The 15,609-nt window shown below is 67.6% G+C and carries 13 protein-coding genes; 7 read left to right on the top strand and 6 right to left on the bottom strand.

Features of this window, described 5'->3' with window-relative positions; genetic code table 11:
• Window positions 1-227 precede the first annotated feature (227 nt).
• A complete protein-coding gene (locus C8258_RS07640; RefSeq protein WP_106954538.1) occupies window positions 228-674 on the bottom strand; it encodes a thioredoxin family protein in 447 nt (148 codons plus the stop codon).
• The gene (locus C8258_RS07645; RefSeq protein ID WP_036497841.1) at window positions 671-1,477 is read right to left on the bottom strand and encodes an LmeA family phospholipid-binding protein; all 807 of its coding nucleotides are present in this window, start codon (window positions 1,475-1,477) and stop codon (window positions 671-673) included. Before C8258_RS07645 ends, C8258_RS07640 begins: the two co-directional genes overlap by 4 nt.
• A gap of 301 nt (window positions 1,478-1,778) precedes the next feature.
• Between C8258_RS07645 and C8258_RS07650 the strand changes: the two genes are divergently transcribed.
• The 7 genes from C8258_RS07650 (at window position 1,779) to C8258_RS07680 (ending at window position 9,732) form a co-directional block, all read left to right on the top strand.
• Window positions 1,779-2,552, top strand: a complete 774-nt coding sequence (locus C8258_RS07650; RefSeq protein WP_036497800.1) for a response regulator transcription factor — start codon at window positions 1,779-1,781, stop codon at window positions 2,550-2,552.
• Window positions 2,553-2,762: 210 nt separating this feature from the next.
• Window positions 2,763-3,737 carry a mycothiol synthase gene (gene mshD, locus C8258_RS07655; protein WP_106954539.1) on the top strand — a complete coding sequence of 325 codons (975 nt, stop codon included), beginning with the start codon at window positions 2,763-2,765 and terminating at the stop codon, window positions 3,735-3,737.
• A 228-nt stretch (window positions 3,738-3,965) separates the two neighbouring features.
• Complete coding sequence (gene pstS, locus C8258_RS07660) at window positions 3,966-5,078, top strand: phosphate ABC transporter substrate-binding protein PstS (protein WP_106954540.1); 1,113 nt, start codon at window positions 3,966-3,968, stop codon at window positions 5,076-5,078.
• Between the two features lie 104 nt (window positions 5,079-5,182).
• A complete protein-coding gene (gene pstC / locus C8258_RS07665) occupies window positions 5,183-6,154 on the top strand; it encodes a phosphate ABC transporter permease subunit PstC (protein ID WP_036497844.1) in 972 nt (323 codons plus the stop codon).
• Window positions 6,154-7,053 carry a phosphate ABC transporter permease PstA gene (gene pstA, locus C8258_RS07670; protein ID WP_036497805.1) on the top strand — a complete coding sequence of 300 codons (900 nt, stop codon included), beginning with the start codon at window positions 6,154-6,156 and terminating at the stop codon, window positions 7,051-7,053. The genes pstC and pstA overlap by 1 nt, the downstream gene beginning before the upstream one ends.
• A 19-nt stretch (window positions 7,054-7,072) precedes the next feature.
• Window positions 7,073-7,849 (top strand): phosphate ABC transporter ATP-binding protein PstB, encoded by a 777-nt coding sequence (gene pstB / locus C8258_RS07675; RefSeq protein ID WP_036497807.1) that lies wholly within the window; start codon window positions 7,073-7,075, stop codon window positions 7,847-7,849.
• Window positions 7,850-8,058: 209 nt separating this feature from the next.
• Window positions 8,059-9,732 (top strand): MFS transporter, encoded by a 1,674-nt coding sequence (locus tag C8258_RS07680; RefSeq protein ID WP_106954541.1) that lies wholly within the window; start codon window positions 8,059-8,061, stop codon window positions 9,730-9,732.
• A gap of 69 nt (window positions 9,733-9,801) precedes the next feature.
• Here C8258_RS07680 and phoU read toward each other — a convergent pair whose 3' ends face one another.
• The 4 genes from phoU to C8258_RS07700 all read right to left on the bottom strand — a co-directional run bounded on the left by phoU (window position 9,802) and on the right by C8258_RS07700 (window position 15,470).
• A complete protein-coding gene (gene phoU, locus C8258_RS07685; protein ID WP_063065931.1) occupies window positions 9,802-10,473 on the bottom strand; it encodes a phosphate signaling complex protein PhoU in 672 nt (223 codons plus the stop codon).
• 98 nt (window positions 10,474-10,571) lie between these two features.
• Window positions 10,572-13,064 carry an LCP family protein gene (locus tag C8258_RS07690; protein WP_233224929.1) on the bottom strand — a complete coding sequence of 831 codons (2,493 nt, stop codon included), beginning with the start codon at window positions 13,062-13,064 and terminating at the stop codon, window positions 10,572-10,574.
• Window positions 13,065-13,240: 176 nt separating this feature from the next.
• Window positions 13,241-14,392, bottom strand: a complete 1,152-nt coding sequence (gene dusB, locus C8258_RS07695) for a tRNA dihydrouridine synthase DusB (RefSeq protein ID WP_106954542.1) — start codon at window positions 14,390-14,392, stop codon at window positions 13,241-13,243.
• Window positions 14,393-14,504: 112 nt separating this feature from the next.
• On the bottom strand, window positions 14,505-15,470 hold the full coding sequence (locus tag C8258_RS07700) for an acyl-ACP desaturase (protein WP_106954543.1): 966 nt from the start codon (window positions 15,468-15,470) through the stop codon (window positions 14,505-14,507).
• Window positions 15,471-15,609: the final 139 nt, after the last annotated feature.

Consider the following 15,609-nt stretch of genomic DNA (forward strand, 5'->3'; position numbering starts at 1 on the left):
AAGGCCGACCGGCTACATGCACAGGCAGCAACAACCGCCGAGGCGGCACAGATCGACTGTGCGGCGTCGGGTGAGCATCAGCTCTCGGCGGGTTTGCACGCCAAGCAGTTTACCCGGTTTCGGGAGGGAATTGGACCCGGGGTACGAAACTCGACCCGACGCCGGGCGCGTGGACGGCTCGCACGCCGGGCGCAACGATGCTCGGAAAGCCCTCGTGAGCAGGAGGTTCAGGCCGCCTCGGGGACCGTCAGCGGCGCAAGGGCACTACGCAGATCGGTGGCCTTGGGCACACCGGAGATCCGGAACCGCTCACGCCCGTGGGCGTCGAAGACGAATGTGGTGGGCAGCGACAGGACGTTGAGTTCGCGCGCGAGTTCGGCCTCGGCGTCGATATCGATCTCGACGTCGCGGGGCGGCCGCACGGTATCGGCCAGATCGGCGACCACGCCGGCCACCACCCGCCGGACCGCGGCGCAGGGACCGCACCATTCGGCGGAGAAGTGCAGAACGGTCGGCACCGCCTCGGTGACACCGACCGCGCTGAGCAGTTCGGTGCGCGAACCCGCGATCTCGGTGGTGCCGGCCGTCCGCACGCGGCCCTCGCGGTAACGCAGGGCGATACCCGCGGCCACCCCGGCCAGCAGGACGACGGCCAGAATCGTGAGTTCAATCATGGTCGGGCAAACCTGTCCATATCAATGCGAATATTCTCCCCTTCCCCCTCTACCACGATATTGCCGCCGATGGCCTGCACCTTCTTCGGGGGCACCCCGAACGGCAGATCCTTGGTGTCGATGGTGCGGGTGAAGCGGGCCAGGACCGCGGCCTTGTCCAGGTCGGGACCCAGTTCGGCGGCGGTGGTCGTCGGCGCGTTGCTCTCGACGCCGCCGTGATAGAGGTCGGTGGCGACCAGTTTGATCTGATCGCCGTCGAGGAACAGATCGGCCTTCACGCTGACTCGATCGGTACTACGGGTCTCGGGTCCGAGCTGGATGGTGCCGGTGAGGACCAGCGCGCCCTGGGTGGTCATGCCGGAGCCACCGGAACCGCCGGTGCCGTCGGATTTGTCGGCCGGGCGGGTGACCACCTCGAGGTCCGGAATGTTGAACAGCCGTCCCAGTTCGACCGGTTCGATCCGCATCCGACCGGCCACCTGGTCGACCATCACCGAGCGCATGTCGTTGTCCACCAGATCGTGCATCGACAGGTGGACGCCGTTCAGGGTGGCTTCGACCAGGATTTCGCCGGGAATGTCGGGGCGGTTCGCGCGCGCCCGGATCTCGAGATTGCGGTAGTCGCCGCGCGCGGTCTGGGCCAGGAACGGGAATCCGTGAATGGTCACTTCGGGATCGGCGCTGAGTTCACCGCCGGCCCGCAGCGACCGCGAAACCCGGTACTCCGAGTAGGCCGCCGCAGTGAAATCGACCACTACGGCGATCGCGACCACCAGCAGCAGCCCGACGATCAGTTTTCTCATCCACATGCTCCGAGTTCAGGCCGTCCGGGCGCGCGGTACACAGCGGTCGCGCGCGGAGGGGTGCGAGGCGTGGGTGTCCCGAGGAGAGGCTACCCGGTACGAAGATATCTGCCCGGACCGTGCGGGCCGCGCGGGTGTGGGCCCGGCGGTGGCCATCACCGCTGGTCCCCGTGCGAGTGCGGAATACATGATCGGGGCCCCGCACGCGCTAATGTAGGCACGAATTACCTGTGCCGACGCGCATGGATTCGCGAATGACGTCGAGGTTGCCCGCGGACATGCCAGATTGGGAGGAGAGCCGGTGGAGTTGCTCCTGCTGACCTCCGATCCGAACCCGGAAGCCGTGCTGCCGTCGCTGGCGCTGCTGCCGCACAATGTGCGGCCCGCGCCCACCGAGGTGGCGTCGCTGCTCGAGGCGGGAACCGCGGATGTGGCTCTGGTCGATGCCCGCACCGATCTGGCCGCCGCGCGCGGACTGTGCAGACTGCTCGGCAGCACCGGTTCCTCGGTGCCGGTGGTGGCGGTGCTGACCGAGGGCGGTCTGGTCGCGGTCAACGCCGATTGGGGGCTGGACGACATTCTGCTGCCGGGAACCGGCCCCGCGGAACTGGACGCCCGGCTGCGCCTGCTGGTCGCCCGAAACGGCGGCGCGGCCAGTCCGGAGAACACCGGCAAGATCACGCTCGGCGAACTGGTCATCGACGAGGGCACCTATACCGCGCGGTTGCGCGGCCGCCCGCTCGACCTGACCTACAAGGAATTCGAGCTGCTGAAATATCTCGCACAGCACGCCGGCCGGGTCTTCACCCGCGCGCAGTTGCTGCAGGAGGTCTGGGGTTACGACTTCTTCGGCGGCACCCGCACGGTCGACGTGCACGTACGGCGGTTGCGAGCCAAACTCGGCAGCGAATACGAGTCGCTGATCGGCACCGTCCGCAACGTCGGTTACAAGGCGGTTCGCCCGGCGCGCTCGGCCAACAACAAGGGCGGTGAGCAGGCGGCAGGCATACCGGACGAGGGCGACGACGGCGCCGACGACAACCAGTTGACCCAGGTCAACGGCAGTCCGTCCTGAGGTCGGTGGGCCGGGACGCGAACGGGATGCCGGTGCGGTGGTTGCGGCCCGGACGATCGGCCGGCGAAAAGGATTGCGCCGAAAGGAAACCCGCAGCCGGGACAGGTGTTCGCCGCAGGCGGGAATCAGGGCGGTAGCCGAGCCGGTTGTCGGAAGGGCCGGTTGTCGGAACAGCCGGTGTGTCGGCGGACGTGAACGGATGAGCGAGGGATGGGTGTGAGCGTGCAGGTGCCGGAATGGACCACCGATTTGGCCCCAGCGACCGCGGCGAAGATCGTGGACCTGGTGGAACGCGCGGGGGCCGCCGACGCAGTCGCGCCGATCTCCGAACAAGCGGTGCTCTCGGTGACCACATCCGGGCACGACGATACCGATACCGATGCGCCGGTCGGGCGGACGCGGCACCTCGCCGTCGAGCGCGACGGCGAACTCGTCGCGTACGCGAATCTCGTTCCCGCGCACGGTGATCACCCGGCGATGGCCGAGGCCGTGGTGGATCCGCGGGTGCGCGGCCGCGGGATCGGCGCGACGCTCGTCGCCGCGGCCCTCGACGCGGGTGGCCCGGGTGCGCGGATCTGGGCGCACGGCAATCTGGCGCCGGCGCGGGCGGTCGCGGGGCGGCTCGGACTGACCGTCGCGCGCGAGCTGTGGCAGATGCGACGGGCCCTGACGCAGGCTCCGGACGGCGATCGGGCAACCGTCGAGCTACCGGAATTGAAGGTGCCCGCCGATATCGTGCTGCGGACCTATGCCGGGCCCGCCGACGACGCGGAGATTCTGCGGGTCAACAACGCCGCCTTCGACTGGCATCCGGAACAGGGCGGCTGGACCGAGGCCGAGATCGCCGTCCGGAGGGCGGCGCCCTGGTTCGACCCGAAGGGGCTGTTCATCGCCGCCGATCCCGCGGATCCCACGCACATCCTGGGCTTTCACTGGACCAAGGTGCACGATCCGGACGAGAACTCGGACGCGGTCGGTGAGGTCTACGTGGTGGCCATCGACCCGGCCGCTCAGGGCCGCGGTCTGGGGCGCGTGCTCACCCTCGCGGGCCTGCACTATCTGCGCGATCGGGGTCTCGGCGCGGTGATCCTCTACACCGAGGCCGACAACACCGCGGCCGTGCACACCTACACTCGTCTCGGGTTCGAGACGGCCCACATCGACGCCGCCTACACCGCCCGGTGATTCGCCAGCAGTAACGCTGCGGCAAATCTCACAGGTTTGAACCGCAATCGCGCCGGGTTGTTCACTCTGCGTTCACTTGCCCAGGTCCCGCTGTCAACCGGACGAATCTACTTTGATCGTGGGCGGCATTCGCTGCTCGGTGCGCAAGTTCTCTGCGAACGGCCACCCACTGGACTCGTCCGGTCGTTGAGGGATCGGACGCGTACGAAGCGTTTCCCGGAGGAACAGGTGAAATTCAAGCGCAGCGGCGCTCTCCTCGGCGTGCTGGCGGCAGCCGGCACTCTGACACTGACTGCCTGTGGTAGCGACGACAACTCGGCCGCGACCGGTAACACCACCAAGGTCGATGTGGCCTGCGGTGGCAAGAAGGCTCTGAAGGCCAGCGGATCCTCCGCTCAGAAGAACGCGATGGACCGCTTCATCGCCGCCTACGAGCAGAACTGCGAGGGTGCGAAGCTGGACTACACCTCCAGCGGCTCCGGCGCCGGCGTGAACGAGTTCGTCGGTGGCCAGACCGATTTCGGTGGTTCGGACTCGGCTCTGGACCCGAAGAAGGACGAGCCGAAGAAGGCCGCCGACCGCTGTGGCGCACCGGCCTGGAACCTGCCGACGGTCTTCGGTCCGATCGCCGTCACCTACAACCTCGACGGTGTCACCAACCTGACCCTCGACGGCCCGACCGCGGCGAAGATCTTCAACGGCACCATCACCAAGTGGGACGACCCGGCGATCAAGGGCCTGAACCAGGGCGTGAACCTGCCGTCGGACCAGATCCACGTGATCTTCCGCAGTGACGAGTCGGGCACTACCGACAACTTCCAGCGCTACCTGGACGCCGCCTCCAACGGCGCGTGGGGCAAGGGTGCGGGCAAGGCGTTCGCCGGCGGTGTCGGCGAGGGCGCGAAGGGTAACGAGGGCACCTCGGCCGCCATCAAGAGCACCAAGGGCTCCATCACGTACAACGAGTGGTCCTTCGCGCGGTCGCAGAACCTGTCCACCGCGCAGATCATCACCGATGCCGCCGTGAAGCCGGTGGCGCTCAACACGGAGTCGGCCGGTAAGGCCATCGCCTCCGCGAAGATCGTCGGCGAGGGCAACGACCTGATCATCGACACCAAATCGTTCTACAAGCCGGCCGATCCGGGCGCCTACCCGATCATGCTGGCCACCTACGAGATCGTGTGCTCGAAGTACGCCGACGCCGACACCGGCAAGGCCGTCAAGGCGTTCCTGACCTCGGCGATCTCCAACGGTCAGAACGGCCTCGAGGACTCCGGCTATGTGCCGATCCCGGATGCGTTCAAGACCAAGCTGACCACCGCGATCAACGCCATCTCCTGATTGCGAAACCCATGACCGTCCACGACGAAGTCACCGCCGCGGGCCAGTCGGATTCGACCGGCCCGCGGACGGGCAATGAAGTCCCGCCGGGAGATACTTCCTCCATGCCGAGTGAGTCGAGCACCAAGCCGGCCGGTCGCAACGCCGGCGGTCACAGCCGCCGGGGTGAGACCGTTTTCCGTTCCCTGGCCACGGCCGCCGGGGCGACGATCGTCGCGGCGATCGCGCTCATCGCGCTGTTTCTGCTGATTCGCGCGGTGCCGTCGGTGGCGGCGAACAAGGCGAACTTCTTCACCAGCGCCGAGTTCAACGTCACCAACGCCGACAACATGCACTTCGGCATCCGCGACCTGTTCATGGTCACGGTGCTGAGTTCGCTGCTGGCACTGCTGATCGCCGTGCCGCTCGGCGTCGGTATCGCGTTGTTCCTGACGCAGTACGCGCCGAAGGTGTTGTCGCGTCCGTTCGCGATGCTGGTCGATCTGCTCGCGGCGGTGCCTTCGATCGTGTTCGGTCTGTGGGGTTTCCTGGTGCTGGCCGAGAAGCTGGCACCCTTCGAACAATTCCTGAACGACAAGTTGGGCTGGTTCTTCCTGTTCAAGGAAGGCAACGTCTCCATCAGCGGCGGCGGCACGATCTTCACCGCCGGTGTCGTGCTCGCGGTGATGATCCTGCCGATCATCACCTCGGTCAGCCGCGAGGTCTTCCACCTGACTCCCCGGGCGCACATCGAGGCCGCACAGGCCCTGGGCGCCACCAAGTGGGAGGTGGTGCGGATGACCGTGCTGCCGTACGGCCGCAGCGGTGTGATCGCCGGTTCCATGCTGGGCCTCGGCCGCGCGCTCGGTGAAACCATCGCGGTGCTGATCGTGCTGCGTACCGCCGCGACACCCGGCCACTGGTCGCTGTTCGACGGCGGTTACACCTTCGCCTCCAAGATCGCCTCGGCCGCTTCGGAATTCAGCCAGGCGTTGCCCACCGGCGCCTACATCGCGGCGGGCTTCGTCCTGTTCGCGCTGACCTTCATCGTCAATGCCCTGGCTCGGATCGCCGCCGGCGGGAAGGTGAACGGGTGATGACCACCACGTTGGACAAGCCGATCAAGGCGCCCACGTTCCGCCACGTGAGCCTGGGCCGCAAGGTCCGCAACAATGTCGCCACCTCGGTCATGTGGCTGTGCTTCGGCATCGCGCTGGTGCCGCTGGGCTGGGTGCTGATCCTGGTGCTCAACAAGGGTTTCCACGCGATCGTCAGCAGCGGCTGGTGGTCCAAGTCGCAGAAGGGCGTGCTGCCCGACCAATTCGCGGGCGGTGTGTATCACGCGATCTACGGAACGATCGTGCAGTCGGCGGTCGCCGCGGTGATCGCGGTGCCGCTGGGCATCATGGCCGCGGTCTACCTGGTCGAATACGGTCGCGGCTGGCTGGCGAAGACGACCACCTTCATGGTCGACATCCTCGCCGGTGTGCCCTCGATCGTGGCGGCGCTGTTCGTCTTCGCGCTGTGGATCGCCACCTTCGGTTTCCCGCAGTCGGCCTTCGCGGTGTCACTGGCACTGGTGCTGCTGATGTTGCCGGTGGTGGTGCGCAGTACCGAGGAAATGCTCAAACTCGTGCCCGACGAATTGCGCGAGGCTTCGTACGCGCTGGGCATCCCGAAATGGAAGACGATCCTGCGGATCGTCGTGCCGACCGCTCTGCCCGGCATGATCAGCGGTATGTTGCTCGCGGTCGCCCGCGTCATGGGCGAAACCGCGCCGGTGCTGGTCCTCGTCGGCTATTCGAAGTCGATCAACACCAACATCTTCAACGGAAATATGGCGTCGCTGCCACTGATGATCTACCAGGAACTGGCCAACCCGGAAGCGGCCGGCCGGATGCGAGTGTGGGGCGCGTCGCTGACGCTGATCCTGATCATCGCCCTGCTGTACATCGGCGCGGCCGTGGTCAACAAACTGCTCACGCGGAATCGATAGAAGCGAACGGAATACGACAATGGCCAAGCGGATCGACGTCAAAGATCTCAACATCTACTACGGCAAATTCCACGCCGTAAGCGATGTGTCGCTGACCGTATTGCCGCGCAGCGTCACCGCTTTCATCGGTCCGTCCGGTTGCGGTAAGTCGACGGTGCTGCGTTCGCTCAACCGCATGCACGAGGTGACGCCGAATGCCCGCGTCGAGGGCGCGGTGCTGCTCGACGGTGAGGACATCTACGGCTCCGCGGTCGACCCGGTCGGCGTGCGGCGCACCATCGGCATGGTGTTCCAGCGGCCGAACCCGTTCCCCACCATGTCGATTCGCGACAACGTGGTGGCCGGGCTGAAGCTGCAGGGGGTGCGCAACCGCAAGGAGCTCGACGAGGTCGCCGAGCGCTCGCTGCGCGGCGCCAACCTCTGGAACGAGGTGAAGGATCGCCTCGACAAGCCGGGCGGTGGCCTGTCCGGCGGTCAGCAGCAGCGTCTGTGCATCGCCCGCGCGATCGCTGTCTCGCCCGACGTGCTGCTGATGGACGAGCCGTGTTCGGCGCTGGACCCCATCTCCACGCTCGCGATCGAGGATCTGATCTCCGAGCTGAAGAAGGAGTACACGATCGTCATCGTCACCCACAACATGCAGCAGGCCGCGCGTGTGAGTGACCAGACGGCGTTCTTCAACCTGGAGGCCCAGGGCAAGCCCGGCAAGCTCATCGAAATCGATGAGACCGAGCGGATCTTCTCCAACCCCACGCAGAAGGCGACCGAGGACTACATCTCCGGCCGCTTCGGCTGAGCGGGCCGAGCCTGTCTGTGTTTCGGAAGCCCCGTCCCTGGTGGGACGGGGTTTTCTCTTGTCGCACGCAGGAATATTGATATGGCGTGCATCACAGTGGTCTCCGAGTTGTGTGCTCGCTCATCTCATACCGTAGTCGGTTGTCTGACACTCGTGGTAACAGTTATCTTCCTCCTGAACTAAACCGATCGTTATAGTCAGGAGGCGGGATGACGGTGTCAACGGCGAGACCAGTAGCCCAGCAGGGGATTCCGATCGCGACGCGGATGCGGATCTTCGCGTTGATCGCGATCTGTCTGGCCGAACTGCTGGTCGTACTGGACAACACACTGGTCAATGTGGCTCTACCGTCGATGGCGGTGCAGTTGCAGGCCCGGATGAGTGGCCTGCAGTGGATCGTGGACGCGTTCACCCTGGCGTTCGCCGGACTGCTGCTGCCGCTCGGCCATCTGGGCGACCGCTACGGCCGCCGCCGGCTGATGATCATCGGCCTGGCGGGCGTGGCCGTCATGTCGGCCGCCGGTGCCATGTCCTCGGGCCTCGGCCAGGTGATCGCCGCGCGCGCCGGCATGGGCGTCTTCGCCGCCGCGGTCTTCCCGGCGACGCTGGCGTTGATCATCAACCTGTTCCCGGAGGCGCGGGCCCGGGCCGCGGCCATCGCGTTGTGGACCGCCATGGCCGGTATCGCGGTGGCGATCGGACCGGTGACCGGCGGGTGGCTGCTCGAATACTTCAGCTGGCACGCCGTGTTCTGGATCAATGTGCCGATCGCGGCGATCACGATCGCGGCAGTGCTCGTCGTCGTTCCCGAATCGCGGGCCGAGCACAGCGGCCGGCTCGATGTGCTCGGCATCGGTCTCTCGCTGGTGGCGGTCACGACGCTGGTGTGGACGATCATCGAGGCGCCGAAGCACGGCTGGCTGTCCGGGCGCAGCGTCGGCGGCTATGCGCTCTCGCTGATTCTGCTTGCGCTGTACGTGATCTGGGAGTTGCGGGTCGAATCACCGGTGCTGAACATGCGGCTGTTCCGGATCCGGCGCTTCTCGGTTCCGGCCCTGGCGATCACCGTCTCCTATTTCTGCGCCTTCGGATTCCTGTTCCTGATCACCCAGTACTTCCAGGGGGTGAAGGAGTTCAGCGCCCTCGAATTCGGTATCCACTCCTTGCCTTTCGCGGCGGCGGTGGGCTTCGGCGCGCCCCTGGCGACCCTGGCAGCGCAGCGCATCGGCACTACCGCCACCGTGGTGTGCGGTCTGCTCCTGCTGGCCGCCGGCATGTTCTTCGCGGGCCGGGTGACCGTCGAAACACCGTATCTGGGAACGGTTCTGGTCTCGATGGTGCTGATGGGCGTTGGCTTCGGCGTCGTGCAGGGGCCGGCCACGGAATCCATCATGGGTGCGGTGCCGATCGAGGAGGCGGGCGCCGGGTCGGCGGTCAACGACACCACCCGCGAGGTGGGCGGCACCCTCGGTGTCGCCGTCCTCGGCTCGATCATGACCTCCGTCTACACCGATCGAGTCGGCGCCCGCATCGACGCGATCCCGGACGCGATCATGAATCCGACCCAGAAGAGTCTGGCCCGCGACACCCCGATCAGCGTGCTGGAGATCGTGAAGGCGCCGATCAGCCCGTTCTTCGCCAGCGGGAAAGCCGATCTGGTGCATGCCATGAAGGTGGCCGCTCTCGCCGGCTCGACGGCCGCATCCTGGGCGGCGGTCGGCGCACTGCTGGTCTGCGCGGCGCTCGTGGCGGCGCTGTTGCCCTGGAAACCTCAGCGCGGCGCGTCACTACTGCTGGGCCGAACCACGGAGGAAGTCCCGGCGACAGTGGGCCGCCCCACGGCGGACACCCCGGCGAAAGCCGAAACCGTCAGCCGCACATAACACCTCGCTGCCCGTCCGCGTGCCGGACGGGCAGCGGGCTCCGTCCGGCCCCGGAGAGGCGGAACAGGCTCAGATCTTCTCGGTCGCGGCGTCCGGGTCGGGCGGCAGCACACCGGTCACGAGGAAGACGACCCGGCGGCCGATCTCGACCGCATGGTCGGCGAAGCGTTCGTAGTAGCGGCCCAGCAGCGTGACATCGACGGCGGCGGCCACGCCATACTTCCATTCCCGGTCCATCAGCAGCGAGAACAGGTGGCGATGCAGATCATCCATCGCCTCGTCGTCCTCGTTGAGTTGCGCGGCCCGCTCCGGATCGCGCGTCTCCAGGACCTCCTTGGCGGCGGCGCCCATATTCACCGCGATGCGGCCCATCTCGGCGAAGTAGCCGTTCACCGATTCCGGGAGCGCGTGGTTCGGGTGCCGGCGGCGGGCCACCTTGGCCACATGCAGCGCCAGCACACCCATCCGATTCACATCGGAGACGATCTGGATGGCGCTCACCACCTGCCGCAGGTCGCCGGCCACGGGCGCCTGCAGCGCCAGCAGCGCGAACGCCTTCTCCTCGGCCTGCGCGATCATCTCGGCGATCCGGTCGTACTCGGTGATCACCTGTTCGGCCAGCGAGATGTCGGCCTGCAGCAGCGACTGGGTCGCCCGCTCCATGGCCGAACCGGCCAGTCCGGCCATCTCACCCAGAAGATCGGCGAGTTCGGCCATTTGTTCGTTGTAGATGACACGCATGAAACCAAAGACTAGTTCCCGGCTCTGACCAAGTCACGAACGGTGGGTGAATCGTCGGTGCCGGGCAGACCGGCGCTGTCGTCGCAGGTGAGCGCGGCTCACTTGCAGAGGTCGTCGCCCGCGTTGACGTGCTCGAGGTCGGAGGGGAGTGTGACCGGCGTCGCGGCGGCATCGGTGGCTCCGGCCGGGGCGGGAACCGGCGACCCGAACGCGGTCGGCGTGCCGACGGTGCCGGAGAAGTCCGCGCCGAGGGCCACCTCCACGATGCTGCCCAGATTCGATGCCACGGCCAGTTTCGCGCCCGGCAATGCCGAGGCCACCGTCGCGGCCTCGGCCTCGTGACCGGCCGAATAGCGGACCGTGGTGTTGTCGATCGTGCCGCCGGAGTAGTTGCCGACGTTGTAGATCTGGAAGCCGTCGGCCGCGAACCTGGTCGCCGCCGTACTCGCCACGCCGGTCACTCCGGAACCGTTGGACACCTGCACCGACACCGTGTTCGGATCCACGGCGGTCAGCTGCGGCGGGGCCGGAGCCGGAGCGGACTTGGACGGCTCCGGCGCCTTCTTCTCGCCCGGCAGCGGCTGGTCGTCGATGATCGCCTGGAAGATCGCCTTGATATCCGATTCGCGGGGAATCTCGTTGCCGTAGGAGGTGGTGCCCGCGGTCGGCACCGTCAGGAACGTGATCGCGCCCGCGCTCACCTTCTGCAGCGAGCGGCCCAGCATCAGCAGATCCTTGGTGTTGACGTTGTCCATGAAGGCATGGCTGCTGAACGCGCCGATGAAGCCGTTGAGCTTGCCGATGTCGAAGAGCACCTTCGAGGACAGGGCACTGCGCAGCAGCGAGGACAGGAACAGCTGCTGGCGGTGGATGCGGTCGTAGTCGCTGCGCTCCTCGCCCTGGACGTGGCGGGCGCGGACGTAGTCCAACGCGGTCGGGCCGTTGAGGATCTGGCGGCCCGGATTCGGCAGCACCGTGCCGAGCTCCTCGTCGACCAGCGGCCGGTTGGTGCACACCTCGACACCACCGATGGTGTCGACCATCGACTGGAAACCGCTGAAGTCGATGCCGACGAAGTGGCTGATCTTCAGGCCGGACAATCTCTGAATCACCTTGGTCAGGCATTTCGGCCCACCCAGGGCGTAGGTGGCGTTGAGCTTGTCGCCGATCGCGGACGGGAATTTCGCGTCGGTGTATTTGGCCTTGTCGTTGTCCCAGCCCTCGCATTCGGGGCGGCTGACGTCGAGGTCGCGGGGGAACGAGACGGCCACGACGCGGGAGCGGTTCGCCGGAATGTGCACCAGCATCACGGTGTCGGACCGGGCGCCCTCGGCGTCGTCGGTGGTGCCGGCGCCGAGCGAGCTGTCCACGCCGGCGCGGGTGTCGGTGCCGACGATGAGGAAGTTCTCGTCACCGGTCTGGCCGCCGGGATCGATGATGTCGGCGGAATTCTCGTCCAGTGCCGACACCTGGGTGAACCCGTTGTCGGTGGCGCGCAGGTAGTTCCAGCCGACACCGGTCATGACGAGAGCCAGAACCGCACACATCGACGTGGTCACCCGGGCCGCGAGCCGGGTACGCCGGCGCCGGCGCTGCCGGCTCGCCGCCAGCCGCGACAACGGCGGCTTGCCGACCGTCTCGGGGCCCGCCGAAGCCGTTGCCTCCGTGCCGGATTCGTCGTCGGGTACGGGCAGCTGGTCGGTCACCTGGTCGGCGACGGGCGCCTTGGCGGGGGCAGGTCGATCGGCCGGACCCTCGGCAGCGGGGGCGCGGTAGACCGCGGTCCGCTGGCCGTCGGCGGAAACCGGTGCGGCACTACGCGTTGCGGCGGATTCCGGTCGTTGCGATCCCGGTTTCGACGCTGCGCGTGGATCGGATGCGCCCCCGAGGCGACGTGGGTCCGCGGCCGTACCCGGCGGGACCGGAGCGGCCGGCGGGCGTGTGCCCGCCGCGGGTTCACGCTGCGCGGCGGCCGGCCCGGGCTGTGGCGGCGCGGGCTTCGGATCGGGGCCACGCCTGCCCGGTGCCGCGGGTGTGGCGGACTGCTCGGGGCGCGGCCGGCGAGTGCGCGGGTCGGGCGCCGGGCCGGATGTGCCGCTCGCGGCGTTGCCGTCGGCCGGCTTGCGGCCGCGTGTGGTCGGGATGGCGCCCGAGGCACCGGTCGGTGCCTTCCCGCGGGCGAGGTCGCGCGGGTCGCCGCCGCGGCCGGGCGGGTTTGCCGGCTGGGCGCCCCGCGGGGCGCCGCTACCGGCCGCTCGGTTCGCGCCGGTGGCGGGCCGGGCGGTGTTATCCGTTGTGCGCCCGCGGTTTCCGGCCTGACGGCCGGTGTTCTCGGGCTGCGGGGTGCGGCCGCGGCCGGTGCCGCTCTCGTTCGCGGTGCGGCGCTGACCGGCCTCATCCTTGCGGCGGCGCTCGATACGTTCACTGTCGACCCGCTGCACGAGGTCGTGGACGGTGATCGGCTTGGAGGTCTGCGGTTCGTCCGCACGCCGGTTACGGGGGGCCTCGTCGGAATCCGGCGCAGGGTATCGCTCCCACGGGGCGCGACCTCCGGGCCGGGACGAACGCCCGCGCCGATCGTCGTCACCCACCAACGAACCTCACTTCACTCTTCGTCGCGACCGGAGCTGTCGATTCCATCACTCCGGTGGCGGCACGCGCAGTCACATCCGGCCGAATCGGCCCCAGCCATGATAACGATTACGCCACAGTTGGCCACTTCTCAATCACCCATAACTGTCGGCGCAGGTCGGAGAGTATGCGCGCGTCAGCCTCCGCTGTGCATCACGTCGGCGGCCGAGGGCACGGTGGGATCCTCGGGATCGTCGAGCCAGCCCTCGGGCAGCACCACCTTCGCCGCCGGGGAACCCTGGCGGCCGCGCGGCCCCTGCGCATCCGCGGGGAACGGCACGTCCGGCGGCAGTTGCTCGATCAACTCGCGCAGCTGTGTGAGACTGCTCACGGTCGCGAAGCCGCGGCGCAGCTGCGAACCCAGCGGGAAGCCCATGAAGTACCAGGCCATGTGTTTGCGGATATCGCGCATGGCCTTGTCCTCGCCGTCGTGGTCGACGAGCAGGGTCGCATGCCGGTACAGGATTTCGCCGACCCGGCCCAGTCGCGGTCCCTCCGGAATCGGTTCCCCGCGCAGCGCGGCGCTCAGTTCGGCGAACAGCCACGGACGGCCCAGGCATCCGCGCCCGACGACCACTCCGTCACAACCGGTTTCGGCGATCATCGCGAGTGCGTCTGCGGCACTGAAGATATCGCCGTTGCCGAGTACCGGAATCGTGGTGACGGCCTCCTTGAGCCGCGCGATGGCGGACCAGTCGGCGGTGCCGGAATACAGCTGCGCGGCGGTACGGGCGTGCAGCGACACCGCGGCGGCGCCCTCGGCCTCGGCGATGCGCCCGGTGTCGAGATAGGTCCGATGGTCGTCGTCGATGCCGATGCGGAATTTGAACGTCACCGGCACACCGGCGGGTTCGGCCGCCGCGACCATCTCCCGCACGATCTCGGCGAACAGCCGCCGCTTGTAGGGCAGCGCCGCACCGCCACCGAGCCGGGTCACCTTCTTCACGGGGCAGCCGAGGTTCATATCGATGTGGTCGGCCCAGCCCTCGCCGACGATGATGCGCACCGCCTCGCCGAGCGTCTTGGGGTCCACGCCGTAGAGCTGCATCGAGCGGGGATGCTCGTCCTCGTCGAAAGCCATCATGTGCAGCGTCTTCTCGTGCCGCTCCACCACCGCGCGAGCGGTGATCATCTCGCAGACGTAGATCGAGGTGCGGCTGCCGAATTCGCGGCACAGCTTCCGGAACGCGACATTGGTGATCCCGGCCATGGGCGCGAGCACCACCGGCGGATCGACGGGGTAGGGGCCGATTCGCAATCCGGTTCTGGTGTCGAGTGCCGCGGTCACGAGTTCCAGTGTCCCATCCGAATGACAGTGCGAGAGATCACAGGTCTCCCAGTGCGTGCGACGGGACCGGTGCCGTGCGGCACCGGTCCCGGTCCTAGTCGTGCGGGCGAGCTCAGCTCGCCGCGGTGAGGTCGCGCTCGCGCTTTGCGGCCTCGCGGGCCAGCATGCGGTCGCGCTGCTCCTCGAACTTCAGGACGTCCTTGCCCAGCTTGTCCAGGAACAGGCCGAGCCGCTCGCGGGTCTGCTCGCCGTGCGCGGTGAAGTCGTCGCGCTCGAAGATCTGCCACTTCTTCAGCACCGGCTGCACCACGTCTTCGAGGTGCTGGCGCAGGTCGTAGATGCCGTGCTTGGCCATCAGCACACCGTTGCGGCGGAAGTTCGGCATTCCGGCGCCGGGCATCTGGAAGTTCTCGAGGATCAGGGTGATCGCGTCGAGGGCCTGATCCGGCGCCAGATCCAGCGCCGCACCGCACATGTTGCGGTAGAAGATCATGTGCAGGTTCTCGTCGGCGGCGACGCGCTGCAGCATGCGGTCGGCGATCGCGTCGTCGCACACCTTGCCGGTGTTGCGGTGGCTGACGCGGGTGGCCAGCTCCTGGAAGGTCACATAGGCGACCGAGTGCAGGAAGCCGGCGTCGGCCTCGGCGGGGGAGGCGAAGCCGTTGGTCATGTGGACCATGCGGGCCTGTTCCAGCGCCACCGGGTCCACGCCGCGGGTGACCACGAGGTAATCGCGCATCACGATGCCGTGGCGGTTCTCCTCGGCGGTCCAGCGGCCGACCCAGGTTCCCCAGGCGCCGTCCTGGGAGAAGTTCTCGGCGATCTCGCGGTGGTAGGAGGGCAGGTTGTCCTCGGTGAGGAGGTTGGTGATCATCGCGGCCTTCGCCACTTCACTGAGCTTCGACTGCTCGGGATCCCAGTCGACGCCGCCCAGCGCGGCGAAGTTGCGGCCCTCGTCCCACGGCACGTAGTCGTGCGGGTGCCATTCCTTGGCCATCGAAAGGTGCCGGTTGACGTTTTCTTCGGCAACCGGCTCCAACTCCGTCAGCAGCTCGAGTTGAGTCAGATCCCTTGCCATACATACGCCCTTCGGTGTTGTCCTGCGATATTGCTGGTCGCCCCCCTGCTGGCCGTGCCGCAGCCGCCCATACCTTACGGCACCGTAGGTGTGATGCGAAGCGCACCTGTATGAGTTCACAGCCTCGGTGACAGAACTC

Origin of the sequence: Nocardia sp. MDA0666, assembly GCF_003023875.1 — a bacterium.
GTDB classification, from domain to species: Bacteria; Actinomycetota; Actinomycetes; order Mycobacteriales; family Mycobacteriaceae; genus Nocardia; species Nocardia aobensis.

What these genes read in the sequence shown, in the direction of transcription:
- pstC (WP_036497844.1), top strand. Translation starts at nt 5,183, where the DNA reads ATGCCGAGTGAGTCGAGCACCAAGCCGGCCGGTCGCAACGCCGGCGGT.
- pstA (WP_036497805.1), top strand. Translation starts at nt 6,154, where the DNA reads ATGACCACCACGTTGGACAAGCCGATCAAGGCGCCCACGTTCCGCCAC.
- C8258_RS07700 (WP_106954543.1), bottom strand. Translation starts at nt 15,470, where the DNA reads ATGGCAAGGGATCTGACTCAACTCGAGCTGCTGACGGAGTTGGAGCCG.
- mshD (WP_106954539.1), top strand. Translation starts at nt 2,763, where the DNA reads ATGGGTGTGAGCGTGCAGGTGCCGGAATGGACCACCGATTTGGCCCCA.
- C8258_RS07640 (WP_106954538.1), bottom strand. Translation starts at nt 674, where the DNA reads ATGATTGAACTCACGATTCTGGCCGTCGTCCTGCTGGCCGGGGTGGCC.
- pstB (WP_036497807.1), top strand. Translation starts at nt 7,073, where the DNA reads ATGGCCAAGCGGATCGACGTCAAAGATCTCAACATCTACTACGGCAAA.
- C8258_RS07645 (WP_036497841.1), bottom strand. Translation starts at nt 1,477, where the DNA reads ATGAGAAAACTGATCGTCGGGCTGCTGCTGGTGGTCGCGATCGCCGTA.
- C8258_RS07680 (WP_106954541.1), top strand. Translation starts at nt 8,059, where the DNA reads ATGACGGTGTCAACGGCGAGACCAGTAGCCCAGCAGGGGATTCCGATC.
- phoU (WP_063065931.1), bottom strand. Translation starts at nt 10,473, where the DNA reads ATGCGTGTCATCTACAACGAACAAATGGCCGAACTCGCCGATCTTCTG.